26 protein-coding genes and 3 pseudogenes are annotated in these 24,105 nt (G+C 58.2%); 7 read left to right on the forward strand and 22 right to left on the reverse strand.

All coding sequences use genetic code 11. From position 1 onward, the window contains the following. Window positions 1–173 precede the first annotated feature (173 nt). The 6 genes from yiaK to hisC all read left to right on the forward strand — a co-directional run bounded on the left by yiaK (window position 174) and on the right by hisC (window position 5,489). Window positions 174–1,193, forward strand: coding sequence for a 3-dehydro-L-gulonate 2-dehydrogenase (gene yiaK, locus AC0L7U_RS19070; RefSeq protein ID WP_473696022.1), 1,020 nt, complete (start codon window positions 174–176; stop codon window positions 1,191–1,193). Between the two features lie 217 nt (window positions 1,194–1,410). Beyond that, the gene (locus AC0L7U_RS19075) at window positions 1,411–1,815 is read left to right on the forward strand and encodes a hypothetical protein (RefSeq protein WP_473696024.1); all 405 of its coding nucleotides are present in this window, start codon (window positions 1,411–1,413) and stop codon (window positions 1,813–1,815) included. Continuing rightward, complete coding sequence (gene dctP / locus AC0L7U_RS19080; RefSeq protein WP_473696503.1) at window positions 1,784–2,389, forward strand: TRAP transporter substrate-binding protein DctP; 606 nt, start codon at window positions 1,784–1,786, stop codon at window positions 2,387–2,389. Before AC0L7U_RS19075 ends, dctP begins: the two co-directional genes overlap by 32 nt. 102 nt (window positions 2,390–2,491) lie before the next feature. Beyond that, window positions 2,492–2,974, forward strand: coding sequence for a TRAP transporter small permease (locus AC0L7U_RS19085; RefSeq protein WP_473696505.1), 483 nt, complete (start codon window positions 2,492–2,494; stop codon window positions 2,972–2,974). A 3-nt stretch (window positions 2,975–2,977) separates the two neighbouring features. After that, window positions 2,978–4,267 (forward strand): TRAP transporter large permease, encoded by a 1,290-nt coding sequence (locus AC0L7U_RS19090; RefSeq protein WP_473696026.1) that lies wholly within the window; start codon window positions 2,978–2,980, stop codon window positions 4,265–4,267. Window positions 4,268–4,430: 163 nt separating this feature from the next. Further along, complete coding sequence (gene hisC, locus AC0L7U_RS19095) at window positions 4,431–5,489, forward strand: histidinol-phosphate transaminase (RefSeq protein WP_473696028.1); 1,059 nt, start codon at window positions 4,431–4,433, stop codon at window positions 5,487–5,489. A 17-nt stretch (window positions 5,490–5,506) separates the two neighbouring features. Here the strand turns inward: hisC and AC0L7U_RS19100 are convergent, their stop codons facing one another. Further along, window positions 5,507–6,586: a winged helix-turn-helix domain-containing protein gene (locus AC0L7U_RS19100; protein WP_473696030.1), complete on the reverse strand. Its 1,080-nt coding sequence runs from the start codon at window positions 6,584–6,586 to the stop codon at window positions 5,507–5,509. A 328-nt stretch (window positions 6,587–6,914) separates the two neighbouring features. On the opposite strand from AC0L7U_RS19100, the pseudogene AC0L7U_RS19105 reads away from it, so the two are divergent. Beyond that, window positions 6,915–7,347 (forward strand): annotated as a pseudogene (locus AC0L7U_RS19105) (EamA family transporter). 28 nt (window positions 7,348–7,375) lie between these two features. Here the strand turns inward: AC0L7U_RS19105 and AC0L7U_RS19110 are convergent. The 21 genes and pseudogenes from AC0L7U_RS19110 to AC0L7U_RS19210 form a co-directional block, all read right to left on the reverse strand. Then, the gene (locus AC0L7U_RS19110) at window positions 7,376–7,552 is read right to left on the reverse strand and encodes a hypothetical protein (RefSeq protein WP_473696032.1); all 177 of its coding nucleotides are present in this window, start codon (window positions 7,550–7,552) and stop codon (window positions 7,376–7,378) included. A gap of 4 nt (window positions 7,553–7,556) precedes the next feature. Further along, a complete protein-coding gene (locus tag AC0L7U_RS19115; protein WP_473696034.1) occupies window positions 7,557–8,513 on the reverse strand; it encodes a sensor histidine kinase in 957 nt (318 codons plus the stop codon). Between the two features lie 4 nt (window positions 8,514–8,517). Then, window positions 8,518–9,036: a SpoIIE family protein phosphatase gene (locus AC0L7U_RS19120; protein ID WP_473696036.1), complete on the reverse strand. Its 519-nt coding sequence runs from the start codon at window positions 9,034–9,036 to the stop codon at window positions 8,518–8,520. Then, complete coding sequence (locus AC0L7U_RS19125; protein WP_473696038.1) at window positions 8,946–9,515, reverse strand: ATP-binding protein; 570 nt, start codon at window positions 9,513–9,515, stop codon at window positions 8,946–8,948. The genes AC0L7U_RS19120 and AC0L7U_RS19125 overlap by 91 nt, the downstream gene beginning before the upstream one ends. A 60-nt stretch (window positions 9,516–9,575) precedes the next feature. Further along, window positions 9,576–9,932 carry an ATP-binding protein gene (locus tag AC0L7U_RS19130; protein ID WP_473696040.1) on the reverse strand — a complete coding sequence of 119 codons (357 nt, stop codon included), beginning with the start codon at window positions 9,930–9,932 and terminating at the stop codon, window positions 9,576–9,578. Then, window positions 9,925–10,279: pseudogene (locus AC0L7U_RS19135) on the reverse strand (STAS domain-containing protein). Before AC0L7U_RS19135 ends, AC0L7U_RS19130 begins: the two are co-directional and overlap by 8 nt. A 1-nt stretch (window position 10,280) precedes the next feature. Continuing rightward, a complete protein-coding gene (locus AC0L7U_RS19140; protein ID WP_473696042.1) occupies window positions 10,281–11,156 on the reverse strand; it encodes an STAS domain-containing protein in 876 nt (291 codons plus the stop codon). Between the two features lie 222 nt (window positions 11,157–11,378). Next, window positions 11,379–12,725 carry a nucleotidyltransferase family protein gene (locus AC0L7U_RS19145; protein WP_473696044.1) on the reverse strand — a complete coding sequence of 449 codons (1,347 nt, stop codon included), beginning with the start codon at window positions 12,723–12,725 and terminating at the stop codon, window positions 11,379–11,381. A gap of 151 nt (window positions 12,726–12,876) precedes the next feature. Further along, window positions 12,877–13,551 carry a glycosyltransferase family 2 protein gene (locus AC0L7U_RS19150; RefSeq protein WP_473696046.1) on the reverse strand — a complete coding sequence of 225 codons (675 nt, stop codon included), beginning with the start codon at window positions 13,549–13,551 and terminating at the stop codon, window positions 12,877–12,879. 74 nt (window positions 13,552–13,625) lie between these two features. Continuing rightward, window positions 13,626–14,306: a glycosyltransferase family 2 protein gene (locus tag AC0L7U_RS19155; protein ID WP_473696048.1), complete on the reverse strand. Its 681-nt coding sequence runs from the start codon at window positions 14,304–14,306 to the stop codon at window positions 13,626–13,628. After that, window positions 14,303–15,394: a hypothetical protein gene (locus AC0L7U_RS19160; RefSeq protein ID WP_473696050.1), complete on the reverse strand. Its 1,092-nt coding sequence runs from the start codon at window positions 15,392–15,394 to the stop codon at window positions 14,303–14,305. The genes AC0L7U_RS19155 and AC0L7U_RS19160 overlap by 4 nt, the downstream gene beginning before the upstream one ends. After that, window positions 15,361–15,777 carry a PqqD family protein gene (locus tag AC0L7U_RS19165; protein WP_473696052.1) on the reverse strand — a complete coding sequence of 139 codons (417 nt, stop codon included), beginning with the start codon at window positions 15,775–15,777 and terminating at the stop codon, window positions 15,361–15,363. The genes AC0L7U_RS19160 and AC0L7U_RS19165 overlap by 34 nt, the downstream gene beginning before the upstream one ends. Before the next feature lie 88 nt (window positions 15,778–15,865). Further along, a complete protein-coding gene (gene hydA, locus AC0L7U_RS19170; RefSeq protein ID WP_473696054.1) occupies window positions 15,866–17,065 on the reverse strand; it encodes a dihydropyrimidinase in 1,200 nt (399 codons plus the stop codon). Between the two features lie 212 nt (window positions 17,066–17,277). Continuing rightward, a pseudogene (locus AC0L7U_RS19175) lies at window positions 17,278–18,047 on the reverse strand (maleate cis-trans isomerase family protein). Next, complete coding sequence (locus AC0L7U_RS19180) at window positions 18,040–19,482, reverse strand: amidase (protein WP_473696056.1); 1,443 nt, start codon at window positions 19,480–19,482, stop codon at window positions 18,040–18,042. The pseudogene AC0L7U_RS19175 and the gene AC0L7U_RS19180 overlap by 8 nt, the downstream one beginning before the upstream one ends. A gap of 5 nt (window positions 19,483–19,487) precedes the next feature. Continuing rightward, window positions 19,488–20,276, reverse strand: a complete 789-nt coding sequence (locus AC0L7U_RS19185) for an aspartate/glutamate racemase family protein (protein ID WP_473696058.1) — start codon at window positions 20,274–20,276, stop codon at window positions 19,488–19,490. Beyond that, entirely contained in the window at window positions 20,273–21,250 is a 978-nt protein-coding gene (locus AC0L7U_RS19190; protein ID WP_473696059.1) for an oligopeptide/dipeptide ABC transporter ATP-binding protein, read from the reverse strand. Before AC0L7U_RS19190 ends, AC0L7U_RS19185 begins: the two co-directional genes overlap by 4 nt. Further along, window positions 21,240–21,860, reverse strand: coding sequence for an oligopeptide/dipeptide ABC transporter ATP-binding protein (locus AC0L7U_RS19195; protein ID WP_473696061.1), 621 nt, complete (start codon window positions 21,858–21,860; stop codon window positions 21,240–21,242). Before AC0L7U_RS19195 ends, AC0L7U_RS19190 begins: the two co-directional genes overlap by 11 nt. Next, complete coding sequence (locus tag AC0L7U_RS19200) at window positions 21,784–22,212, reverse strand: ATP-binding cassette domain-containing protein (protein WP_473696063.1); 429 nt, start codon at window positions 22,210–22,212, stop codon at window positions 21,784–21,786. The genes AC0L7U_RS19195 and AC0L7U_RS19200 overlap by 77 nt, the downstream gene beginning before the upstream one ends. Continuing rightward, the gene (locus AC0L7U_RS19205; protein ID WP_473696065.1) at window positions 22,209–23,087 is read right to left on the reverse strand and encodes an ABC transporter permease; all 879 of its coding nucleotides are present in this window, start codon (window positions 23,085–23,087) and stop codon (window positions 22,209–22,211) included. Before AC0L7U_RS19205 ends, AC0L7U_RS19200 begins: the two co-directional genes overlap by 4 nt. Next, window positions 23,077–24,099, reverse strand: a complete 1,023-nt coding sequence (locus AC0L7U_RS19210) for an ABC transporter permease (RefSeq protein WP_473696067.1) — start codon at window positions 24,097–24,099, stop codon at window positions 23,077–23,079. The genes AC0L7U_RS19205 and AC0L7U_RS19210 overlap by 11 nt, the downstream gene beginning before the upstream one ends. Window positions 24,100–24,105 lie beyond the last annotated feature (6 nt).

Consider the following 24,105-nt stretch of genomic DNA (forward strand, 5'->3'; position numbering starts at 1 on the left):
CAAAGCAATGCATCACAGTCATGTGAGGCGTTGTTTTTGGCAGAAATGCTCAGATTTACCGTGTTTTTGATTCACATGTTGACAAGTATGGTAGTATGTCTAAGATATTTGAAAGACCCGTCGCGGGCCTCCCTTTTGGGGGTTTGCAGACAGGCAATCTGGAGGAGGCATTTATGGCGCGTGTACCATTCGAGGAAATGGCGGAAACCATTGCAGCTGCATTCGTGCGGGCTGGAATGGACGAAAACAAAGCGCGCACGTGTGCCCGGATCCATGCTCAGTCCAGCCGCGACGGCGTTTACTCTCATGGCCTGAACCGCGTGCCGCGGTTTGTTGAGTATTTGCACAAGGGATGGGTTGTTGCTGATGCCGAGCCGATGCTTGTGCGTCAGATCGGTCCGATGGAAGTGCATGACGGGCAGCGTGGCCCCGGTATTCTGAACGCCTTGAAGGCGACAGATCGTGCCATTGAATTGGCCGGCGAAAACGGCGTTGGCATTGTGGCCATGCGCAACACCACGCATTGGATGCGTGGCGGTGCCTTTGGCTGGAAAGCAGCCGAGCAGGGCAAAATCCTGATTTCCTGGACCAACACCGAATCCTGCATGCCCGCTTGGGGCGCCAGTGACACGCGGCTTGGCAACAATCCGCTGGTCATGGCCGTACCGCGCGCCGATGGTCCTGTGGTTCTTGACATGGCGATGTCGCAATATTCCTATGGCAAGTTGCAGACAACCCGTCTCAAGGGCGAAGAACTGCCCTACCCAGGCGGCTTTGACGACCAAGGCAACCTGACATCTGATCCTGGAGCCATCGAGGCATCGCGGCGTATTCTGCCAGCGGGTTTCTGGAAAGGGTCCGGTCTGACAATCCTGCTGGATGTTCTGGCTGCGGTGCTGTCTGAAGGCTCGGCGACGCATGACATCGACAAGATTGATCGCGGAAGCTGCACGGGTTGTTCGCAGATTTTCATCGCATTTGATCCGGACCGTCTGGGAACGTCCGCTCATTTGCAGGATGTGGTTGATGGCATGGCGGCCTATGTAAACGGGTCCACCCCGGCGGAAGCCGGACGCAGTGTGACCTATCCGGGCCAGAATACCAGCAAGACCCGTCAGGATCACATCGACAATGGTGTGCTGGTGGACGATGGTATCTGGCAGGAAGTACAGGAGCTTGCCGGACGGGCCTGAGGGCACCGTCCTGATTGAATTTGTCCGCCATGCAACGGAGATGCTGGCGGGATGATGGTCTTCTGAGGGAGGAACGGTTTGTGTCAGACCGCAGCTCAGGCTTCGCGGGAAACCCGGCAGCTCCCCCTTGGTTGAGGTCAAACTGTGAAGTTTGGTCTGTCCGGGTTCTTCGGGCAGGGTGAGTGAGAAGCCTCTTCATGAGGATAGGGAGGAAACGATGAAATCCAGTACAATTTGCGCTGCTCTTGTAGCAATTCCGATGGCTCTCGGCAGCACGGCTGCGTTTGCGGCTGATTATACGCTTAGCGTCAACACCGCGCTGACGACGAATGATCCGCTCTACCAGGGTCTCGAAGCTTTCCAGAAAATGGTTGCCAAGGATTCCGACGGCAAGCTTGCAATCCGTCTGTTCCCGAACTCGCAGCTTGGTGCTGCCGAAGACGTGATGGAACAGGCTCGCAATGGTGCGCCTGTTGCCGTGATCCTCGATGGCGGCCGTCTGGCCAACTACACCAAGGAATTCGGCATTCTCGGCGCTCCTTACCTGGCTGCAGGGCTACGAAGGCATCCGCAAGGTTGTAACGTCGCCGCTGTTCGACACCTGGGCCAAGAAGCTGCATGACAGTGGCAACTTGCAGGTGCTGTCGTTCAACTGGTGGCAGGGCGAACGCGAGCTCTGGACCGACGTCAAGGTTACCAAGCCGTCGGATCTGAAGGGCGTGCGCATGCGGACCCCGGGCGCTCCGGTATGGACCGAAACGGTTCGTGCCATGGGGGCTACCCCGACACCAATGCCGTGGACCGATACCTATTCGGCTCTGCAGCAGAAGGCCATCGACGCAGCAGAAGCACAGCTTCCGGCTGGCGAAGGCTCCAAGCTTTACGAAGTCACCCACTATCTGACAATGACCGGTCACATCAACCTGATCACCGGCATGGTCACCAGTTCGCAGTGGTTCGACGGTCTTCCAAAGGATCTTCAGAAGATCCTCATGGACGATGCGCTCAAGGCTGGCGATGTTGGCTCCAAGGCGACCGAAGCGTCGCTTGATAACCTGAAGGCACAGCTTGCCAAGCAGGGCATGGAAGTCGATGACATCGACACCGCACCGTTCAAGGAAGCGACCAAGGTCGTCTACAAGAAACTGGGCTATGAAGATCTGCACAAGCAGGTCGAAACGTACCTCAGCAAGTGACCCATTGGCCGGCCGCCTCGTGGCGGTCGGCCTTCCTGGGCACCCTTCCGGAGTCATCCCTTGCTCAAACGTCTGTCTCAAGTCGAATTCGCGATCGGATTTGTGATCCTTTGCGCAATCGTCGTTTTGGTTTTCTGCTCTGCAGTGCTCAGATTTTTCGACCACCCTGTGATCTGGTCGGTGGATCTGGCCCAGTTGCTGTTCATCTGGCTCTGCATGATCGGCGCAACCCGGGCGATGCGTGAAAAGGCGCATCTCGGCATTGATCTGGCGGTGCGCTATCTGCCACCGCGGGCCCGCTTTGCACTTGAACTGCTGCTCTCTGTCCTGATCCTGGCGTTTCTTTGCGCGCTGGTCGTCAAGGGCACCGACCTGACACTCGGCAACTTGCAGCGCCGCTTCGGCGACAGTGGCATCAGCTATGGCTGGGTGACTGCGGCCGTCCCGGCTGGCGCGGTGATGCTGATTGTTGCATTGGGCAACAACCTCCGCCTCGCTCTCATGGCGCGCAAGGCTGGTGACAAAAATGCTCTTATCTATTCCAAGACCGGCGGTGCTGAATCCATCCGGATAGAGGAAGTCTGATCGATGATTTTCATCTCTGCCATCTTTTTCGTCCTGATGTTTCTGGGACTGCCGGTGGCTTTTGCCATCGGGATCGCGGGCTTTTGGTTCTTCCTGACCAACCCGATCATGCCGACGGCCATTGGCGTGCAGAAGATCGCTGCAATGAGCCAGAGCTTTCCGCTTCTGGCCGTGCCGTTCTTCGTGTTCGCCGGCCATTTGATGAACGAAAGCGGCATCACCAACCGCCTCTTCCGCTTCTCGCAGCTTGCTGTGGGGTGGATGGCTGGTGGTCTCGGACAGATCGCCATCGTGTTGTCTACGCTGATGGGTGGGGTCTCCGGCTCGGCTGTCGCTGATGCGGCCATGGAAGCCCGCATCCTCGGCCCGTCGATGATCGAACGTGGTTACGGCAAGGGCTTTTCCGCTGCCGTGATCGCCGTCGGCTCGCTCATTACGGCAACCATTCCGCCGTCGATCGGTCTGATCCTTTACGGCTATGTCGGCAACGTTTCCATCGGGCGTCTGTTTCTCGCCGGTGTGACTCCGGGCGTGATCATGATGATCGGCCTGATGCTGACGACCTATCTGATCGCCAAGCGTCGCGGTTATGTTGTGGCCAACAGTGAAAAGCCAACGGCGCGCGCTCTCGGGGCTGCTGCGTGGAATGCTCGCTGGGCGCTGCTGTTCCCGGTGGCCCTGTTGATCGCGATCCGTGGTGGTGTCTTCACACCGTCGGAAGTTGGCGCTTTCGCTGTGGTTTACTCGCTGATTGTCGGCTTCTTCCTGCATCGGGAAATGAACATCAAGACCCTGCTGAGTGCTGCGTCGTCGACGATTTCCGATCTTGGTCTGATCATGCTGATCATTCTGATGTCCGGTATGGTCGGCTTTGCCGTGGTCTTCATGCAGGTACCGCAGGAAATCTCCGGTTGGATGCTGCATGGCGTGTCCAACCCTTACATGATCGTGTTCATCGTTCTGCTGTTTATTCTGGTGGCGGGCTGTTTCATTGAAAGCACCGTGCTGGTTCTGCTGCTGACGCCGATTTTCGTGCCAGTGGTCAAGGCTGCCGGCTTTGATCCTGTCCACTTCGGCATTCTGATGATGAGCATCGTGACACTTGGGGGTATGACCCCGCCGGTCGGGGTGGCGATGTACACGGTGTGTTCGTTGCTCGACGTCAAGGTCGAGGAATACACCGTCGAGGCTTTGCCGTTCCTGGTGACGATCATCGCGGTCATCATGCTTCTGACCTTCGTGCCCGGACTGGTTATGTGGCTGCCGGATCTCGCCTTTGGCGGACCGGGCTGACCGCACACGGGGCTTTGACTGAAACCTTTAAAAGGGCGGGCACACAAGTTGTGGCCGCCCTTTTTGCTGGCCGGGGAGGGCCGTGGCAAAAGCCACTTCAAAAGTCAGTGCCGAGCGTTTACTTTTGAAATGACATTGTAAAACCTACTCAGGATGCTGCCCGATGAGTCGTTACTGGAGCCCGATTGTTCATACCCTGAGTCCCTATGTGGCGGGGGAGCAACCGACGGTCAGCGGGCTGGTAAAGCTCAATACCAACGAACATCCTTATGGCCCGTCGCCGAAAGTTCTGACGGCCATCGCACAGGCAACGGACGACAGCCTGCGGCTCTATCCGGATCCTGCTGCCGTTGATTTGCGTAAGGCGATTGCACACAGTCACGGTGTCGATGTGGACCAGGTCTTTGTCGGCAACGGGTCTGATGAAGTGCTGGCTCATACGTTTCAGGCGCTTTTGAACCATCCGCAGCCGCTGTTGTTTCCCGATATTACTTACAGCTTCTACAAGACCTATTGTCGGCTCTTCGACATTGCGTTTCACGAGGTGCCGCTGGCAGAGGACATGCAGCTGCGCGTTGAGGAGTATCGCCAGTCCTGTGGTGCAATCATTCTCCCCAATCCGAATGCTCCGACAGGGATGTTGCGCCCCTTGTCCGAAATCGAGATCTTGCTGGGCGATCATCCGGACAAAGCGGTGGTGATCGACGAAGCCTATATTGATTTTGGTGGGGAAAGCGCAGTGTCGCTGGTCGCGGCCAATCCCAACCTGCTGGTCATTCAGACATTTTCCAAGTCTCGCGGGCTGGCAGGAATGCGCGTCGGCTTCGCCATCGGTCAACGTCCCCTGATCGAGGCCTTGGAGCGTGTCAAGGACAGCTTTAATTCCTATCCGCTGGATCGTCTGGCGCAGGTTGCAGCCACGGCATCCTGGGGCGATGTCGACTGGTTCGAAACGCACAGGACCCGGATTATCGAGAGCCGTGAGCGTTTGTCAGCGGGCCTTGAGGCTCTTGGGTTCGAGGTATTGCCGTCTGCTACCAATTTCGTTTTCGTCCGCCATCCAGACCATGCAGGCGCCGATTTGGCACAGGCACTTCGACAGGAGAACATTCTTGTGCGCCACTTCGCCAAGGAGCGGATCGAACATTTTCTGCGCATCTCCGTTGGCACGGATACTGAATGTGATCAGCTCCTTGCGGCATTGTCTGAAATTCTGGCTTGAACCAGAATCGTTCGCTTCTAGCGCGAGAGGGCTTCGACTGCTCGAGCGTCGAGGTCGGGAAGGTTCTGCCAAGCCGCCATTCGGGTGAGTTCGTCGCGTAGCCGTTCGACGGTTTCCGGCGGCGCGGCCGGTTCCAGATGCGCCGCCTGCACCAATAAACGCCCGGTTTTACGGTCCGCCTTAAGGTCAACGCGGGCGACCAACTGACCATCCATGAGAAACGGCAGTACGTAGTAGCCGTGTTCGCGCTTGTGGGCAGGGGTGTAAATCTCCAGCCGATAGCGGAACCCGAACAGGCGTTCAGTGCGCGGACGATGCCATATGAGTGGATCAAAAGGCGACAGCAAGGTTGCGCCCTGGATCTTGCGCCCGGCGCGGGCGTCCTTGTGAAGATACGCCTGCTGCCGCCACCCGGTGACACTGACCGGGATCAATGTGCCATCCTCGACAAGCTGTTCCAGCGGCAGCGGTGTGTCACTGGCCGGGATGCGGTAATAGTCACGCAAATCGGTTGCGGTGGCGATGCCCAGAGCCTGAGCTGAACGTGCCAGCAGAGCGCGTCTGGCATCGACGCCCTCGGGGGTTGGTGTGTCGAGAATGGTGCGAGGCAACACGCGCTCTGGCAGATCATAGACGCGCTCAAAGCTGCCTCTGCGGTGTCGCGCAGCGGTCAATCCGGCCCAGAACAGCCATTCCAGTGTGTGTTTGGCATCGCTCCAGACCCACATGCCCTTGTTGGCTTTGCTGTCTGCAACATCGGAGGCGGCGATTGGCCCTTCTGTTTCGATCCGCTTGAGCATGGCCTCCGCCTCGGCGCGTTTCTCCCCCGCATAGACCTTGAGTTGGCCCCAGATACCATCGCCCTTTCGTGCTCGCTCCATACGCCAACGCAAAAGTGGCTGGCAGTCGATCGGCAGATGCGAGGCCTCGTGCCCCCAATATTCAAAGAACCGCTTTGGCTTCTTGCTGAGAAGTGTGTCGAGGCTGTCGACGTCATACGCCCCAAACCGAGAGAACAGCGGCATGTAATGCGCCCGAACCAGAACGTTGACGCTGTCGATCTGCAACAGGCCAAGCTTGTCAATGGCACGGCGCATCTGGGCTGTGCCGGGGGGCGTCTGGCGCGATAGACCATTGAACCCTTGGGCGGTCAAAGCGATGCGGCGTGCGTCCGACGCAGACAGATGAGCTTTCAGAGGACGTCTCCCAACGGGGGCAGGGTGGAGACAGTTTTCAAGCGAAAACTGCAAAGCGAACCTTGAACTTAGCGCATGATCTTGGCCATGCAACCCATGCTCGCGGATGGCTGGCCTTGCCCTTCAAAGACTGCTAGATTTTCGCGAGTGTGTGTGCGGATTGGATTGGGGTCTTCAGGCCTTCGACGCCTCCCTGTGGACACACAACGACGCGCATAAGGATGGCGATATGAAGCTTTTGGATTTTTGGCTTGTCTGGGCGTTGCTCGCGGCGGGCTTTGCAGCATTGACAGCCATCTTCGCCAAGATCGGCATCGAGAACGTCAATTCCGATTTTGCCACCTTCATCCGGACCATCATCATTCTCATGGCTGCCGGCGGCATCGTGTTTGCAACCGGCCACTGGCAGGATCCGTCGTCGGTCTCAACGAAAACATGGGTATTTCTAGTGCTTTCCGGCTTGGCAACCGGGGCATCTTGGATTTGCTATTTCCGCGCGCTAAAGTTGGGTCAGGCAGCGCAGGTGGCGCCTATCGACAAGCTGAGCGTGGTTTTAGTGGCGATCATCGCGGCGCTGTTTTTGGGTGAAAAACTGTCGCCCGCAGCCTGTATCCGGTGTTGGGTTGATCGCTGTGGGCGCCATTTTGGTGGCGCTGAATTGATCGGTGATCTTGCGCCACCAGTCGGTTTTCAAATCTGTGGTGACAGACGAATGCAGACGCAGAGACCATTCTTGCTTTCGACCGTCAGCACCCCGTTGTGATTGAAGGTCAGGGTGCGGATCAACCGCCAACCGAGGGAGTTGGAGCGTTCGGGGCGCTCAACACCTTCTGGCAGACCCACGCCATCATCGGACACAATCAGCATGAGATCACCGTTTTCGCCAGGCTGTCAGCTCCACCAGAATTGTTCCGTCGGGGTGACCAACGAAAGCGTGCTTGTAGGCATTGGTGATCAGTTCACCGACAATCAGGCCCAGGTCCACACCCAACCGACCGTCCAGGTTGGGAACGTCACAGCGCACCGTGATCTGCACCTGCCGGTTTTGAGTGTTGAAAGCGCGCTCGGCGTTTTTGGCGACTTCCTGCAAGAGTTCACTGGCGCACACGGTTCCGGCGCTGGAGGCCCGCTGCATCAACTCATGCGCCTTTGTCAGTGATGCGACCCGATTCTCCAATTCAGAAAGCACCTGACGGGTTTCGTCGATCTGGGCTTCTTTCTTGCTCATGCGGATCAGCGCGACGATGAGGGACAGGTTGTTGCCAGTGCGGTGGTGGAGTTCCTTCATCAGCAAATCGCGGTCAGCGATGCTGTCCATCAGTTCGCGGTTTTGCTCGCTCAAGGCTGCTGCGGGGTCTGTGGCATTCAGCCCGGCAATGGCGTTGGTTGCATCCGCGATCAGTGTGTCCGTGGTGAGAAGCTGTTCAGCGGCCAGAAAGGCTGTCTCGATTTTCGTGCCGTCGTCGCCGGTTTCAATCAGAAAGCGCTCCGCGATCCGCTGGACGCCACGCAGACCAAGCCCGAGACCAGTGCCTGAGGGCGAGGTGGTGCCGCCCTTGAGCTGATCCGTGGAAATGCCGCGCCCCTGATCGATAACGGTCACGCCGAGAGCCGGGCGTCCGTGCACTTCAGTCAGGGAGAAGCGAGCGCGCCCGCGCTCGGCATGCTCGATTGCATTGCGACCAAGTTCCACCACGGCGGTAACGGTGCGGGTTTTCTCAAAGGTGCCAAAACGCAGCACCTTGGTGAGTGCGGATGTCACGTCCCGAAGGCGCATGATGTCCGAGCTCTCTTCCAACCGAACGGTTGTCAATCCTGCCGTTTTCATTGCTTCAAGCGCCTCTTACTCGGGCGACGACAATACTTGCGTCATCCCGGCCACGAAACATTCGGTCAAGCAAAAAGGCTGCAATCAGCAGCGGGCTGCGATTGATGAGAGCCGGGGAAAGGTCGCCCTCACGCAGGGTGACAAGGCCGTCGCTGTGCAGGATGATCACATCTCCTTCTTCAAGCACGCGGGTTTCCTCGAAACCTCTCGCTGGCGGGCCGCCCAGCCTGCCATCACGCACCGGAAAGCGCTTGATCCCATCTTTGCCGATGCAGAGCGTGGTGATGTTGCCGATACCGGAATAGGACAGGCAGCGGTCTTCCATATCCAGCCGGACCATGGCAGCGACCGCGCCACGGTGGCCGACCAGCTTCTCCGACAGTTCTGCAATCGTTTCGGATGGGGCCGCACAACCGTGCAGCGCCAGATCTATCACTTCGTCAGCGGCCTCGGCGGCCTTTGGGCCATGCCCGAGTCCATCGCAAAGCAACACGTCAACATAGGGCTGCACATGCCGCAGCATCCATGCATCTCCACACGTGGTCTCGGTCGGGTGACATACACGCAGACCGTCAATCTCCAGTTGTGATTGCGATTTGAGCGTATTTTTCGCCTCGAAGGTGCAAACGATTGTCGTTCCATCATCTGCGGAGGAGTAGATGTCGAACGTATCGGCACAGGCTGACGGATGGCCCCCAGTCCCAGACCGGCAGAGCCCGAGGTGCTTGCCCCGTCCTGCATCATCTGGTCCATGTTGGAAATGCCGGGACCTTTGTCGGTAAAGACAAAAACCAGTTTTTCAATGCCAGGGGTGCGAACGGCTTCAATTAGCACGCGCCCGGTTTTTGCATAGCGCAGGATGTTTGTGGTCGCCTCTGTGACGACGATTGCGATCTCATCGATGCGGGCGTCAGGAAGCCCTGGGACCGACGCATGACGCCGCGACAGACGGCGCACTGCGGCAATCGCGCTCCGGTCGTCGACCTCGATCCATCGTTTCATAACTTGATACCCATCCTGACACGTGTTCCCTCGCCGACGGCTGTGGTGATATCGAATTGGTCAGCCAGGCTGCCGGGCACCGCCCAGACCGCGGCCCAGCCCACCGGCTGTCGTGTATCCGTCAACCAGAGCACGTTGAATGTCTTCAATGCCCTGGCCTTGATCCTGAGACACGGTGACCAGATAACCACTGGCAGTGTCGAGAAAAATGGAAATCTCGCCACCGCCCCCATGGACGATGACGTTTCGGGCGATTTCGCTGACGGCTGTGGCAAACCGGGTGATCCGAATGTTCGTAATCCCGCGTTCCCTCAGCTCGCGCGCCACCGCCTGACGCGCTCTAACCACATCTCGGTTAGCTTGCAAAGGGAAACGCGCGAGACGCGTCAGTCGTTCCGGATTGAAATCGTCAGTCACGCCGCAACTGCGACAGGGCGTGCGAAAGGTTCAGCGCGGTCTGGGCTTCAGGCAGATACATGCCAAGCTCCACCAACGTCATGGCCACTGCCGGGCGCATGCCAACGACATATGTCTTGGCGTCAAGCAGTTTGGAGATCCCGGCCAGTTGGGCGATGACCCGGCCAACAAAAGTGTCAACGATTTCCAGTGCACTGATGTCGACGACGACACCTTGAGCATTCTCTTCGGCAATGCGCGTGGAGAGTGTGTCCTGAAGTTCCAGCGATCTCGGTGTCGTTGACGTCGTCCTGAATGGAAACGAGAAGAGCGTTCTCAACCAGATGAATGGAGGCGATACCTGACACCTTAGTTGTCCTTGATCTTGGAAATCTCGTAGCCCATCTTTTTCAGCGCGTCGTCAAGCGCGCTGCGGATGCTGGAGCGGGTAGAAACCGTGCCAACGTCGATGCCGAGCTGAACCATGGTCTGGGCAATCATTGGGCTGATGCCGGAAATGATGCATTCTGCGCCCATCAGACGGACGGCAGCGGCGGTGCGCAACAGATGCTGGGCGACCTGTGTGTCCACGGTGCCGACGCCGGTGATGTCAACGATGACGACGCGGGCTTGGCGCTGCATGATGGTTTCAAGCAGGTTTTCCATGACTTCTTGCGCGCGGGCGCTGTCCAGCGTGCCGATCAGCGGCAGTGTGAGGACGCGATCCCACAGTTCCACGACCGGTGTGGAGAGTTCCATCATTTCGACGCGCTGGCGCTCTATAATCTGCTCGCGCTCACCAATGAAGACCTCATTGGTGTAGATACCGAAAGCGTCGACAAGGCGCGAGATCATCAGAACTTCGTTGATCAGGGCTTCGGGCGACTGCGCCAGATCTTTCTTCAGTCGCTCGAACATTGGCGCTTTCAGCGCCAGAATGAAGGTCGCCATTTCGGTTGGCGTGACCCCGCGCTTGACGCGCTCCTTGGTGATGTCGCTCAGGCTGGCGCGCAGATCTTCCCAGGCACTTGCCGTCAGATCAAACTCGGAGTTCACGACACCGGCGCGAATGCCCTTGGAAAAGCTCCTGAGAAGCTCAACGTTCTGGGCCCGGTTTTCGGAGTCGGAAAACAGATCGGACCGCTTGACGCCTTCCTCGATCTGGGAGCCCATCCATTCCTCGACGATCCTGTTGAAATCGGTCTCGAGTATTTTCAAAATGGTAACTGTGTCGGACTGGGGCATGTGAAACTCTTCGTTGCTGGTTCTGCCTACAAAAGACATTCCGGCAGACACTTGTCAATTGCGCGAACAAACTCCAGCCCTCCGCGCACAAATTACTGCGTGAAAGACGCAGTTTGGTCCTTCAAAAGTGCTTTTTACCTGTTTTTCTCATCGGTTTCCAACTCACGCGGAAACCGACTTTTCTCATGGAGAGTGTCAGGCGTCTCTGCTGCTTGGAAGCGCCTAGTGGATCGCGATCCGGATCGGCACTGCATCAAGTGCAAGCAGTTGCTCGGGCGACGGTCGTACGGGCAGGGCTCCGGCGGCCCGCGACTCGACCCAAAGATCGTCCGGATCGACATCATCGGGGATCAGGATCTCGGCTTTGGCTACCGTCCGACCCTTGCCAGAAAGATCCCTGAATTTAAGCCGCATCAAGTGGCGATCGGATGTGTTGATCTCAAGGAAATGTCTTCGCGCGATGGTTGCCTTGCCAAAGTCGACAATGAGTTTGAGCTGGCGTTGATCGGGCAAGGCGGAAACTTTTTGGCGGAGCGCGAATGTTCCTTCGCTCATTTCGCCCTTGGCAATTCGGACCCGCTTCATTGTGCGTGTCCGTTTTGAACGTCCTCCAAGCTCTGCGACATTGGCGGAGCGGATCCGACGGGCATGACGTTCCTTGAAAAACCTGCGACCGGTGGCGCTCCAAAGGGAGTGTTCGTCGCGCGAATGGAACAGGAACAATGCCTCAAGATAGGCGAGACGGTCAGCGGTACCCTCCTCGTGTAACCACTGCAGCACATCAGGGGGCACCGGAACGCCAAGACCGACTGACATATAGCGCAGCGCGATATGAGCATGCGGCAAAATGTTGAGAGCTTGTGCACGTTGAAGAAAGAGCGGCCAGTCGACAGTTTGGGTGCTGATCATTTTGGCGCAGTCCGCGATCCAGTCAGCGTGGTGCTGGGCGTCTACGGCGCCATGTGCGAGGGCGGTGGTAAACAGATCGGTTGCACAGGGCACGTGAACCTTTGCCCCGAGGAAGGTGACCGGCTGTGCCCGTCGCCAGATGTCCTGCTCGACCGGATGCGTTCGTGCCACTGTTCGGTGAACACGGGCGTGAATGTCGAGATTGCCGTTTGGAGCTTTGACGAAGTTGATCCCGTGAAAGCGCGTTTCCAAGGATCGAAGGTAAAGTGTCGATGCGCCATAGTCAGCACGCCACCCGGCCGTGTCGAGCACGTCGAGAACCCGCAGGTAGTCGTCCGCCTTGATGACGAGGTCAACGTCGTGAGCAATGCGGCCTTTGAGGCTTGCCATATCGAGCGCGGAAAACGCAGCTCCCTTGATGACAAGCATGTCAATGCCTGCGTTTGACAGCGCCTGCAAAACCGGCTCCGCAGTTTTGAGTGCGACACGTGATTTGCTCCAGAGCATGCGGACTATGCCGTCAATTCGGGGACGCTCCGGAATGTCGAGCAGCGATGCCGGAAAACGATTGGCCGCGCGGACAAGCAGTCGTTGGTCAGCAAAGGTCGCCGCGTCAAAATCGGTGTTCTCAAGCCATTCCCGAAGGGCCCTGTACCGCATGGTCCTCATCAGGGCAGGCGGCGGCGATGATCAACAGTTCTCGCTCGTTACGTGGCTGAGTCCCATGCCGCCGAAGGAAAACGCCGCTTTGTGGTGCCGGAAATCGGATGCTTTTGGCCGGCTGAGAGGGCCTTGAGGTTGCGTGACATGATCATGTTTTGCGCTCACGTCTGCGCAGTATCGCCTGTCGTGCGGCGAAGAGGTAGCCGGCATCGCGGTCATGTGTCTGTTTGTAGCTCAGACTTCCCGGTCTGATCCTTCGTAGCACAAGCGTTTCGTCACACATGAACAGACGGTTTTGCCCTTCACGGACCCGCGCAAGCCAGTCGACCAAATCGCCGGTCCCTCCAGGAGGGTCGATGATTGGGCCAGTTGTCTCAAAGATCTTCCGGCGCACCACCATTGTAGATCTCAACCAGCCTTCTACAGGACTTTTGAGTGTCTGGGAGGAGACGGGCGAGCCATCCCGGAAGTTTTGAATGTGCGAGAAGACACCGGCGAACGCAGAGTTTGCTGCGAGGCAGGCAAGTTGTGTTTCCATCTTGTGCGGCAGCCAGAGATCATCAGAATCCAGTGTGGCAATCACAGGCGCGCGTGCTGTCATGAAACCGGCTGAGGTCGCTGACCCGACGCCCTTGTTTGTTTGTCTGACAAGATGAATGTCGACGCCAAGGGTTTGCACGCTGTCGCTGGTCCCGTCTGTGGAACCGTCATCAATGACAATGATCTCGGCCGGAGGCACGGTTTGTGCCCGGACCGATGCGATTGTCTCGCGGATCCAGAGGGCTGCATTAAACGCCGGGATGATTACTGCGTAGGGCTGCATGTTTCCAACGGTCCAGTTCGGCAGTGTGCGTGTCGGTTAAAAAGCCTTTCGGCAAGGGCGCTGCGCCCGTTTTTCTACGGCGATTGGCCGCACGCAGCATGGCACGTGTCATCTCCCTGCGAGCCTTGGTCAAGATCATCGGTGATGCTGCCGTGATTGCGGCGATAGTAGACGGCGATGTCGTCATCAAAGGCATAGATGATATTCTGTTCAAACATTCGCAGCAGGTAATCTGTATCTTCTGCCTGGAGAAGCGCTTCATCGAAAAGGCCAACCGCCCGAATGAGGTCGGCCCGATAGAGGCCTGCGCCGAGCTGGATCGGGCGCCCATCCAGAATGCGTCCTCTTGGTGAGGGGGCCAATGTGTTGCTGTCTTCCGTTTCAAAGAAGCGGGTGGCGCAGTAAATCATCTCGAGGTTGGGTTGCGCCGAGAATTTCGCCAGATCACGTTGGAAGCGCCCGGCCGGAGACAGATCATCTGCATCGAGAAAGGCGACGAAATCGGTATCTGCGGCGAGGGCACGCAGACAGGCATTTCGGCTGGCCGAGATGCCGAAATGTGGCCTGCTGATAAAGTGGATTTCGGGCGCGCTGTCTGCCAGGTGACGCGCCATCGCGGCGGTTTTGTCTGTCGAGCCGTCATCGGCGACAAGAATTTCAAGATGGGCGGCGTCGCGCTGCCGGAGAAGCGAATTCAACGCCGATGAAATGGTCTGCTCGCAGTTATAGGCGGGCATGATGACAGACAGCTTCATGGCCGACCCTTGATCAGGATGTTGCGGATGAAATCCGCGACTTCTTTTGGATCCTTGCCGAGATCAAGGTGCCATGTGGGCATACGGCGACAAAACTTTGCCATGAAGCTCAAATCGGCTCTCCACGTGCCGAAGAGTTGCGCAAAACTGCTCGGTGCCAGTGCCAGCATGGCGTCCTTGGAAGAGCCTGAAACTGCCGTGGTGCGTTGGTCACCGCTGACTTTTGGCAAAAGGATTGCGCGCCCTTTCAGCGAGGAGACTGGGGGAGACGATAACATTTGCTCGAACTCGAATTCATACTTGCCTTGCCAGTTGGGCCCTGGAAAATGCGGTGTGCTGGATTCAGTCCAAGTCGCTGCAAGCCTCGGGGGTCTTGTTTCATGATTTTCACGATGGGACGCGCGGTGACATGGGTTGATGTGACTTCGGCGAGCACATAGTCGTCTCCGACGCTGTCCAATCCATTCAGGATGCCGGAAAGTGTCGTGCCGGATTTTCCGGATCCGCCTGGACCGGCGAGAAAAGCACAGGTTCCCTCCATGGCCAAGCGTGCCGGCATGCACCAACGGGCGGCCAATGCCATGCATGGCCCAATGAACGAAAAGACGAAGCGGGATCGATGCCTCCCACGGCGGAGGAGTGTCTGTTCTGGGCATCAACTGCACCCCTTCGCCCGTTTCCGGATCATAAAATTGCCAGAGGTCCAGTTCGGGATCATGAACTCCAAGAAGGTTTTCCTGCTCCAGAGCATCGCGCACAGGCCCGCCACCGATCACGCTATCTGACCATACACAGCGCGGCATTTCCGGGATTAGCTGCGCATCCAGAACGGTCAGCTTGACTGTGCGTTGTGGACTGTCAGTTGTCTCATTCAGGGCATAGATGCGAGCGCAAGCCTGTGCGTAGGCCGGGTCGGCGCATGCAATATCAAGGTTCAGACCATGGAGACGGAAAGATCGGTGAGTCAGCTGATCCTCAGGCAAACATCGTGCAAATGCCAGCGCGTCTTTTGCAAAGCTTGCCAGATCGGCGCGGCCGACCTTGCGGGGAGAGGTCAGGATCGTACCGCTTCTTTTTGCAACGGCCATCCAGCTTGCTCTTCCACATCGTGCACCGGATCAGCGCGGATCAGGTCGGACAAATCATCAAAGACATCAACCGTCGGCGCGTCTGTCGCGAGGGAGAGCGTCTCAAGCGCTGCGGCATCAAGCAGGGCGTCCCCGGGCAATGTGGAGGCAACAAGTAGCTTATGCTTGGTCAACGTGCTGAGCAGCGGGCCGACCGTCCTGCCCGCTGCGGCTTCGATTGCAGCAGGGGCGACGCCGGCCACGAGAAGTGTCCAGATCACACTGGCACTCTTGTTGAGGCTGAAGTAGCAGCCGGTTTCAAGGTCCAGGACAACAAATTCACCGTCGAACTCTTCACAGACCACATCCGGTCCGGGCAAGATGTATTTTCTTGTCGAAGTCATCACTGTTTTTCATTTCAAGATTTCATTGACCTGACAAAAATACCTATATACCGGAACAACTTCAAGTTGTTTTGCCTGTTGATTTGTCTCAGATCGAGTGAGATGTGGGGAGAAATCTGCCACGACCGGCGGTTGCGGTGACTTTGCCTTCATCCATTACGGTTTTGCCACGGGCCAGGGTCTTGACGGGCCAGCCAGTGACGTGAAATCCCTCATAGGGGGTGTAGTCGATGGCGTGTTGCATCAGCGCATTTGTCAGGGTGACTTTACGTTTCGGGTCCCAGAGGACGAGGTCGGCATCGCTGCCCGGTGCGATCGTGCCTTTTTGCGGATAGAGGCCGAAGCGTTTGGCGGGGGTCGTGGCACACAGTCTTACGAACGTGTTGAGATCGATCTGCTTGTCGGAAACTCCGAGACTGAAGACCAGCGGTAGCCGCGCGGCCAGTCCCGGAATGCCGTTTGGAATTCGGGTGAAATCCGCATCGCGGCCATTCATCCACTTGCCAGTCTCCCCGTTGAAGCTGAAGCCGCAGTGATCGGACGAGATCACATCCAGCGTGCCGTTCCGGATTGCATCCCATAATCCTGCATGGTCAGCGACATCGCGAGGGCTCGGGCTGCACATGAATTTGGCGCCTTCTCCCTTGGGACGATCCATGTCCGCAGCAGTCAAGCACAGGTATTGGGGGCATGTTTCCGCGGTCACTTTGACGCCACGTGCCTGAGCGCGAGCGATTTCATCGGCAACCTCGGCACACGAAACATGAAAGATATGGATTGGCTGGTCGATCATTTCAGCCAGGGCAATGGCCCGACAGGTGGCTTCGCGCTCCACGACTTTTGGTCGTGACAAGGCATGGGCCGCCGGGTCGGTGCGTCCATTGGTAAGCAAGGTTTCGGAACGCCAGCGGATGGCTTCGTAATTCTCGCAGTGAACGCAGACCAGAACACCTCGTTTCCTAGCCGCAACGAGCACGGCCAGAAACTGTCTGTCATCAATGTGAAGCGGGTCGTAGGTCAGAAAGACTTTCAGACTGCCGCAGCCATCATCAATGATTGGTGGCAACTCACCTTCCAGCACATCTCCTGTCGGATCGGTGATGATTTGGTGAAGTCCATAGTCGATGGGAGAGCGTGCGGCACGGTTGCGATAGTCACTCAGATGGGCGGCAATCGGCTGGCCCTTGAACTGGGGAGCGAAAGGGATGACCGTTGTCGTGCCCCCTGCATAGGCCGAGGTGGCGGCGCTTTGAAACGTTTCTTCGTGAATGGATCCGTCGGGCTCCAATTGTTCGATATGGCAATGGCTATCGACGCCGCCTGCAGCAAAACGAGCAGGCCGCTTGCATCCAAAGTGACGGCACCGCTCAGGTGCTCGCCAAGCGCAGCAATTCGCTCGCCCGTGATGCCAATGTCGCAGCGGGTGGTGTCAGTGCCCGTGACGACCGTGCCACCGGTAATGACCAGATCATAGTCTTGCATCTCTGCTATCCTTCCTGTTCAGGCAGCGCTCGTGGTGAACATCTGGCCGTATGTGCTCAAACCACCTGTTGGAATGCCTGTCGCGGTTAGTGCACCGAAGAGCGCAGTCGCGATGCTGTCGTGGATGGGAATGCCAAGCTGGCGCTCCAGTTGGGCAGCGACTGGCGCACCGATCAGATTGGTACACAGCACAGAGATTGCATCTGGCCGTCTGTTCCCAACTGTTTCGATTGCCGCTGCAATTCGTGCAGGCGGAACCGTGCCAAAACTGTAGTTATCGCGAATTCCGAAATGATTTTCTGCAATGATTTCGATCCCTTCGCGGGAAAAGCCCGTGATGATGGCCTGTTGCACATCGGTTGTATAGGGCGTCACGAGACCGAGGGTTTTTTCATTGCGGACTCTTAAAACATCAAATAGCGACAGCACCGAGGTGGAGGCGGTAATGCCGGTGACGGCCGTGATCCGTTCGCAAAGCCGTTGATCAGATTCAAGACCAAGCCAGCCGGCGCTGGTGCCATTCCATAGGTGATGCAATCGACTTTGGCATCGGCCAGAAGCTCGGCCGCCGCCATCATGGGGCGATCATCGAATTGGTCGAGTGCCATCGTATCCAGGCCGATGGCGGTGACGCGAAAGCGCGCGAAATGTGCACTCACATCTTTCAGATGCGCGAGCATTGCCGTGGTAACCGGCTCCAGGATGGTGTTCGATGAAGGGGTGAGCATGCCGAGACGGACATGCTTTCTCAACCCGCGCGACGTCGACGGAATTTGATCTTCAGACATGAACAGGTGCCGATCTGGTGCGTGAGTGGAAGAACCGCTCGAAAGCCGCTGCCAATGTGAGAACCTTGCCGTCGCTCAGGTGGGGCCCGATAATTTGCAGGCCTACCGGATAGCGGTCATCGACATAGCCACACGGCACACTGGCCGCGGGCTGACCGGTCAGGTTGAAGGGGGAGGTGAAGGGGCACCAGCCATTCGGCCCGACGGGAACGCCTGCAATGCTCTCGGGGCCGGTCTTGTCCGCCGGGAAGGGTATCAGCGGCAATGTCGGCGTCAGAATGAAGTCGGTTTCGGCCATGATCTGAGCAATGGCATTGGCAAAAGCCTTTCGGGTGGTGATGGCGTCGGTCGCCGCCTCGAAGGGAAGGTCGGTGGCCAGAACACCTTGCAGAGCCGGGCTCAGGCCGTCTTCTCGGCCCACAGCCATTTTGCGCAGTCCGGTCAAGTCGGTTTCAAGCGCCACAATGGTTTGGAATGCCTGTCCGAGGTCGATTTCGGGAGGTGCACCAATCGTCAGCTCGATATTATGCGTCTTAGCGAAGGTGGTAACAGCCGCATCTACGATGGCACGGAGCTTCGGGTCTATCGGCTGGTCGCCCCATGTCGGCCAATAGGCGACCCGCAGGTGCGCGGGCAATGGCTGTGCGGCCGAGGCATTATAATCGACATCGCCACCGGGAAGGGACCAGCGGTCGCGTGGGTCAGGGCCGGCGAGCACGGACAGCATCAACGCCATATCCGCGACGGACCGAGCCATCGGGCCAATATGCTCGACGGATTCCCAGCCGGAGACGCCGGGAAGAGTTACATCCCGGCAGCTTGGCCATACTGGAATGCGGCCCATGGACGCCTTGATGCCAACCAAACCGCAGAAAGCTGCCGGAATACGGATTGACCCTCCCCCATCGCTGCCAATGGCGAGGGGCACCACACCGGCGGCCAGCGCTGCGCCGGAGCCGGCGCTGGAACCGCCCGGAGTGCATGTCAGATCCCATGGATTGCGGGTGACGGGAAACAACTGATTGCATCCATGTGCGCCGAAACCGAATTCGGAGGCATTGGATTTGCCGAGAATGATGGCTCCGGCGGCCCGTAATCGCGCAACGACAATATCGTCCTCATCGGGCACGTAGTCTGCGTAAAGCACCGAGCCAAATGTGGTGCGCAAGCCCTTCGTCATCACCAGATCCTTGATGGCGACGGGAACTCCAGCCAATGGGCCCGGGTCTTCTCCCGCTGCAATCTTTTGGTCTACGGCGGCGGCTTCTGCCCGTGCCGAATCTGGTGCCAGCGTTGCAAATGCGTGAATCTGCGGTTCCATCTTCTCGGCCGCCGCCAAGGCGGCTTCTACAATTTCGCTCGCAGTGGTTTTGCCGGAGTGGACCTGATGTGAAATCTCGGTGGCGGAGAGAGCGGCGTAATCTTCGATCTTCATGGAAGTCATGTCCTCATGAGTGGCACGGCTGCGCTGGATACAGGCGTTGGGGAGAGGCCCTCAAGCATGGCGGAAAGAGGTTCTGTCAGTCCGGCAGAGGGTTTTGGTCTGCGGCTGAATGATCCTGCCCTGGCGGGATCGACAGAGAGGTGGCACAGCACTTCCGCTTGTGCGACAGCGGCGGCGGTGCATTCAATCACGGGCACGGGAATGCACGTCTTGACCTGTCCGGCAAGTCCGGCCAAGGGAGCTCCGGCCAGAATGATTACATCAGCTCCATCTTCGGTGACCGCTTTGCAGGCTTGATCGACAAGGTGGTCAGCCTTTTCCTCGGGCACGGTGGAGATGGACCGGAAGCTGCCGTCCAGCAGCCGGAGGCTGGCAAAGCGTTCGGTGAGCCCGTGCATGGCGACACAGTCGCGGTACCACGGCCCCAGTGTGGTGGAAAAGGAGACGATCGAGAACCGCTGTCCGAGCATGCAAGCCGTCAGCATGGATGCTTCTGCAAGGCCTATGACGGGCACGTCGAGCAATTCACGTGCGCCGCCAAGACCCGGATCGCCGAAAGCGGCGATGATGGCGGCATCATAGGTTCCGTTCAATTCGGCGAGTGATTCAAGAGCGATGGCGCCAGCAATGACCGCTTCGGCGCGGGTGGCGATATAGGGCACGCCACGCGTGACGGTGTAAGGCACAATATCCGTTTGTGGTCCGGCGGTCGCCCGAGCCACGGAGGCCATTCGCTCGGTCACATCGGCGGATGTGTTCGGATTGAGAAGCAGAAGGCGGGTCATGACGATGTTCCTGACGGTTGAGTGAGGTGGCATGCCGCCAGATGATCCTCGCCGACCGCCAGCAGTCGGGGCATTTGGCGCGTGCAACGGGCGACTTCGACAGGGCAGCGACCAGCAAACCGACACACGTTCGGGTTGGGGTCGATGGGGCTGGAGGCTGTGCCCTGCAATCGCTCTATTGTCTGGCCCCGTTGTGCGGGGTTCGGAATGGCGGCAATCAGTGCTTTGGTGTAGGGATGTTGTGGATTGCGGAAGACCTCGTCAGCAGGACCACTTTCCACGATCCTGCCAAGGTACATCACGACGATCCGATCACAGACAAGCCGCACCACATTCTGATCATGCGAAACGAAAAGATAGCTCATCCCGAGTTTCTGTTTCAGGTCGCCCAGCAGTTTTAGAATGACGGATTGCACCGAAACATCGAGTGCCGAGGTCGGTTCATCCAGGATCAGCAGCTTTGGTCTGACGATGATGGCGCGGGCTATGCCCACACGCGCCTTTTGTCCCCCTGAGAGCTGGTGCGGATAGCGTTGGGCAAGGCCGCGAGGCAGTCCGACATCATCCAGCGCCTGCAGTGCCAGCGTTTCTGCGTCTCGCGCCGCCGTGTCCGGGACGAGCCTGCGCAGCGGGTCCATGACGGCGGAAAGCGCGGTGAAGGAAGGGTTGAGGCTTTCATTTGGATCCTGAAAGACGATCTGAATGGCTGCACGGTCCTTCGTGCGAACAAACCGAGGTTCAGGGATCGCGGAAATGTCAGTGTCACGGAACAGCAGTCTGCCTTGGCTTGGTTCTATGAGACGAGCAACAAGGCGTGCCAGCGTAGACTTGCCGCATCCGGATTCGCCAACCAGCCCGACGCTTTCTCCTTCCTTGATGGATAGACTGACATCATCGACGGCGTGCAGGCGGCTCTTGCGACTGCTGCCGCGCACCGGGTAGAGCTTTGAGATCGATTGAACATCAAGCAGCATCGGGTTCCTCCGGATGGTGGCAGCGAACTGTGTGATCCTGAGCGATCCGGACAAGCGGCAGAGCTCCCAGGTCACAGTCTGGTTGGAAGCGAGGACAGCGATCCTTGAACCGACAAGGGGCAAGGTTACTGCGCAGATCAGGCAGGTTCCCAGGAATGGCGGCCAGATCGTCCAGACTGTCGGCGGCCTGTGGCGTCGCCGCAAACAGACGCTTGGTATAGGGATGACGAAGGTTTGACAGCAACGAGCCGGTCGGCGCGGTCTCCACAACGTGGCCCGCATGCATGACCATGACGCGGTCACAATATTCGCCAGCCAACGCGAGATCATGTGTCACCAGCAGAGCGCCCATGCGGGTATCCTTCACCAGTGCCCGGATCAAATCCATGACGATGGCCTGGGTGGTGACGTCCAGCCCGGTCGTCGGCTCATCAGCAATCAACAGACCGGGGGAGCAGGCGAGAGCCATGGCGATCATGACCCGTTGACACATGCCCCCTGATAGCTCGAACGGATAAGCGTGATAACGCCGTTCAGGATCGGGGATGCGCACACGATCCAACGCTTCGATGGCCCGTGCACCTGGCGTGCTGGCGAGGCACTGGGCCATGTCGCACCAGCACATCTTCAATCTGATGGCCGACTTTCTTGATCGGGTTCAAGGCAGTGCGCGGGCTTTGGAAGATCATCGAAATCTCGCGCCCGCGCAGGGCCTTGATGCCTTGGCCAAGCAGGTCGATGCCGCCATATTGCAAGCCCCCGGAACGAATGTCGGCCGCGCTATCGAGAAGGCCCATGATGGCATAAGAGAGAACCGATTTTCCGGATCCGCTTTCCCCAACGATGCCAAGAATCTCGCCTTTGTCGAGAGATAGAGAAATGTTTTCAAGGGCTTTGACCCGGCCATGCCGGGTTTTGAAATCGAGTGTCAGATCATCGACAGAAAGAAGAGGCGGTTTCATGTGCGTCCTTTCGGGTCAACGAGGTCGCGCAGACCATCTCCAATCAGGTTGAAGCAGAAGACAGCCAGAACCAGAGCTGCGCCGGGGAACACGAAGGTCCACCATTCTCCGGAAAAAATGTAGCTGGCGCCTTCTGAGACCATGATTCCCCATTCCGGCGTGGGAGGGCGAACACCCAGGCCGATGAAGGACAGCCCTGCGGCGTTTAGAATTGCCCAACCCAGATTGAGCGAAGCCTGAACCATCATGGCGGGCAGGATGTTGGGAACAATATGGACGAACAGGGTGCGCCATCGTCCGTTGCCACCTGTCCGGGCTGCTTCGACGAAGGCAAGTTCACGGCGCACATTGACTTCTGCCCGGGCAAATCTGGCATAGAACGGCAGGTTAATGATGGCGGTTGCCAGAATGATATTGGTGACGTTGTTGCCAAGCGCTGCGACAATGCCCATTGCCAGCACGAAAAGCGGAAAGGCCATGATGGTGTCCATGAGACGTTCAATGAGCAGATCAACGATCCCGCCGAGCATTCCGGCCAAAGCGCCAAGTGCCGTGCCGATGACAAAGGCACAGATAACGGCTCCGGCGGCCATGCCGAGGTCCAGACCGGTTGCGATCAGAACCCGGCTGAAAACGTCGCGGCCGAGAGCGTCCGTTCCAAAAAGATGCGCGAGGGAGGGCGGCGAAAGGCTTGGCCCGACATTCGTCATCAGTGGATCGTAGGGAGCAACATAAGGGCCGATGAACCCGGCAATGACGAACAGCAACAGTAGAATGCCGGCGAAACGGGTTACACGGTTTTCCGCCAGCGCATGGTTGAGGGTCATCAGTCGGCGATGCCAGCGGGACGTTGGGGCAGCGGTCTCAATGGTCATAGCGGAGCCTCGGATCGATGGTCGTCGCAATGAGGTCGACGATAAGATTGAGCAACACGTAGAGAATGGCCATCACGAGGACGAACCCCTGAACGGCGGCGTAGTCGGACGAGATCACCGCGTGCACCGCGTAAGCGCCAATGCCTGGCCAGGCAAAGACCTGCTCGACCAGGACGTTTGCACCCAGCAGAAAGGAAAAAACCATGCCGAAGATATTGACGATTGGCAGCATGGCATTGCGCAGGGCATAGCGGGTGAGGATCCGAGTGTTCGACAACCCCATGGCGCGCGCTGTGCGGCAAAAGTCGCTGGAAAGGGCCGCCAGCATTGAGGCGCGTGTGATGCGCGCGATCGGCGCAAGTGCGAACAAGCCCAGCGAAATGGCGGGCAACACGAGTTGGGCGAAGGCCGCTTGGAATGCCTCCAGATCTCCCGCCAGAAGAGTATCAATCAGATAGAAGCCGGTGACTGTGGGCGGTACATTGAAATAGATGTCATCGAGCCGGCCAAGTGGTTGTGGAGCCCAGCCCAGCTTGAAATAGAAGATGAAGACCAGGGCGAGAGCGACAAAGAAGGTCGGGAAGGCCGCGCCGATCGTGACGATGACCCGGCAGGCGTGATCGATAAAAGAGCCTTGCCGGACGGCGGCCAGCAGGCCGAGCGGCAATCCGATCACCAGCGCGAAGATCAGGGCGGCGGCCGTCAGCTCAAGGGAGGCTGGCAAACGTGTCGCCAGATCGCTGAGAACGGGTTGACCGCTGGACAGGGAGGTTCCGAGGTCGCCTGTGGCAATGTTTTCGACATAATCGATGAACTGCAGGGGCAGGGGCTTGTCGAGGCCAAGCCGCGTGCGCATGTCGGCGATGCTCGCCTGTGTTGCCGAACTGCCGGCATAATAGACCGCCGGGTCTCCGGGCAGAGCGCGGGCAAGCAGGAAGGTGACGATCACGACGCCGATAATGCTCGGCAGTGCGGAGAGCAGTCGCCGTCCGATGATGAGAAGGGTCTTCATCCCTGT

This window comes from Roseibium sp. 10G30-5, from assembly GCF_055809635.1.

Coding starts and splice junctions, on each gene's coding strand:
- AC0L7U_RS19100 (WP_473696030.1), bottom strand. CDS start 6,586: ATGCGCCGTGCCATTGACAAGCTTGGCCTGTTGCAGATCGACAGCGTC.
- AC0L7U_RS19125 (WP_473696038.1), bottom strand. CDS start 9,515: ATGAAACGATGGATCGAGGTCGACGACCGGAGCGCGATTGCCGCAGTG.
- AC0L7U_RS19205 (WP_473696065.1), bottom strand. CDS start 23,087: ATGACCATTGAGACCGCTGCCCCAACGTCCCGCTGGCATCGCCGACTG.
- AC0L7U_RS19155 (WP_473696048.1), bottom strand. CDS start 14,306: ATGAAGCTGTCTGTCATCATGCCCGCCTATAACTGCGAGCAGACCATT.
- AC0L7U_RS19140 (WP_473696042.1), bottom strand. CDS start 11,156: ATGCCCCAGTCCGACACAGTTACCATTTTGAAAATACTCGAGACCGAT.
- yiaK (WP_473696022.1), top strand. CDS start 174: ATGGCGCGTGTACCATTCGAGGAAATGGCGGAAACCATTGCAGCTGCA.
- AC0L7U_RS19145 (WP_473696044.1), bottom strand. CDS start 12,725: ATGCGGTACAGGGCCCTTCGGGAATGGCTTGAGAACACCGATTTTGAC.
- AC0L7U_RS19190 (WP_473696059.1), bottom strand. CDS start 21,250: ATGCTGCTTGATGTTCAATCGATCTCAAAGCTCTACCCGGTGCGCGGC.
- AC0L7U_RS19210 (WP_473696067.1), bottom strand. CDS start 24,099: ATGAAGACCCTTCTCATCATCGGACGGCGACTGCTCTCCGCACTGCCG.
- AC0L7U_RS19200 (WP_473696063.1), bottom strand. CDS start 22,212: ATGAAACCGCCTCTTCTTTCTGTCGATGATCTGACACTCGATTTCAAA.
- AC0L7U_RS19195 (WP_473696061.1), bottom strand. CDS start 21,860: ATGGCCCAGTGCCTCGCCAGCACGCCAGGTGCACGGGCCATCGAAGCG.
- AC0L7U_RS19120 (WP_473696036.1), bottom strand. CDS start 9,036: ATGCTGCGGCATGTGCAGCCCTATGTTGACGTGTTGCTTTGCGATGGA.
- AC0L7U_RS19185 (WP_473696058.1), bottom strand. CDS start 20,276: ATGACCCGCCTTCTGCTTCTCAATCCGAACACATCCGCCGATGTGACC.
- AC0L7U_RS19110 (WP_473696032.1), bottom strand. CDS start 7,552: ATGCTGATTGTGTCCGATGATGGCGTGGGTCTGCCAGAAGGTGTTGAG.
- AC0L7U_RS19165 (WP_473696052.1), bottom strand. CDS start 15,777: ATGACTTCGACAAGAAAATACATCTTGCCCGGACCGGATGTGGTCTGT.
- AC0L7U_RS19075 (WP_473696024.1), top strand. CDS start 1,411: ATGAAATCCAGTACAATTTGCGCTGCTCTTGTAGCAATTCCGATGGCT.
- hisC (WP_473696028.1), top strand. CDS start 4,431: ATGAGTCGTTACTGGAGCCCGATTGTTCATACCCTGAGTCCCTATGTG.
- AC0L7U_RS19160 (WP_473696050.1), bottom strand. CDS start 15,394: ATGGCCGTTGCAAAAAGAAGCGGTACGATCCTGACCTCTCCCCGCAAG.
- AC0L7U_RS19180 (WP_473696056.1), bottom strand. CDS start 19,482: ATGAAGATCGAAGATTACGCCGCTCTCTCCGCCACCGAGATTTCACAT.
- AC0L7U_RS19150 (WP_473696046.1), bottom strand. CDS start 13,551: ATGCAGCCCTACGCAGTAATCATCCCGGCGTTTAATGCAGCCCTCTGG.
- AC0L7U_RS19090 (WP_473696026.1), top strand. CDS start 2,978: ATGATTTTCATCTCTGCCATCTTTTTCGTCCTGATGTTTCTGGGACTG.
- AC0L7U_RS19115 (WP_473696034.1), bottom strand. CDS start 8,513: ATGAAAACGGCAGGATTGACAACCGTTCGGTTGGAAGAGAGCTCGGAC.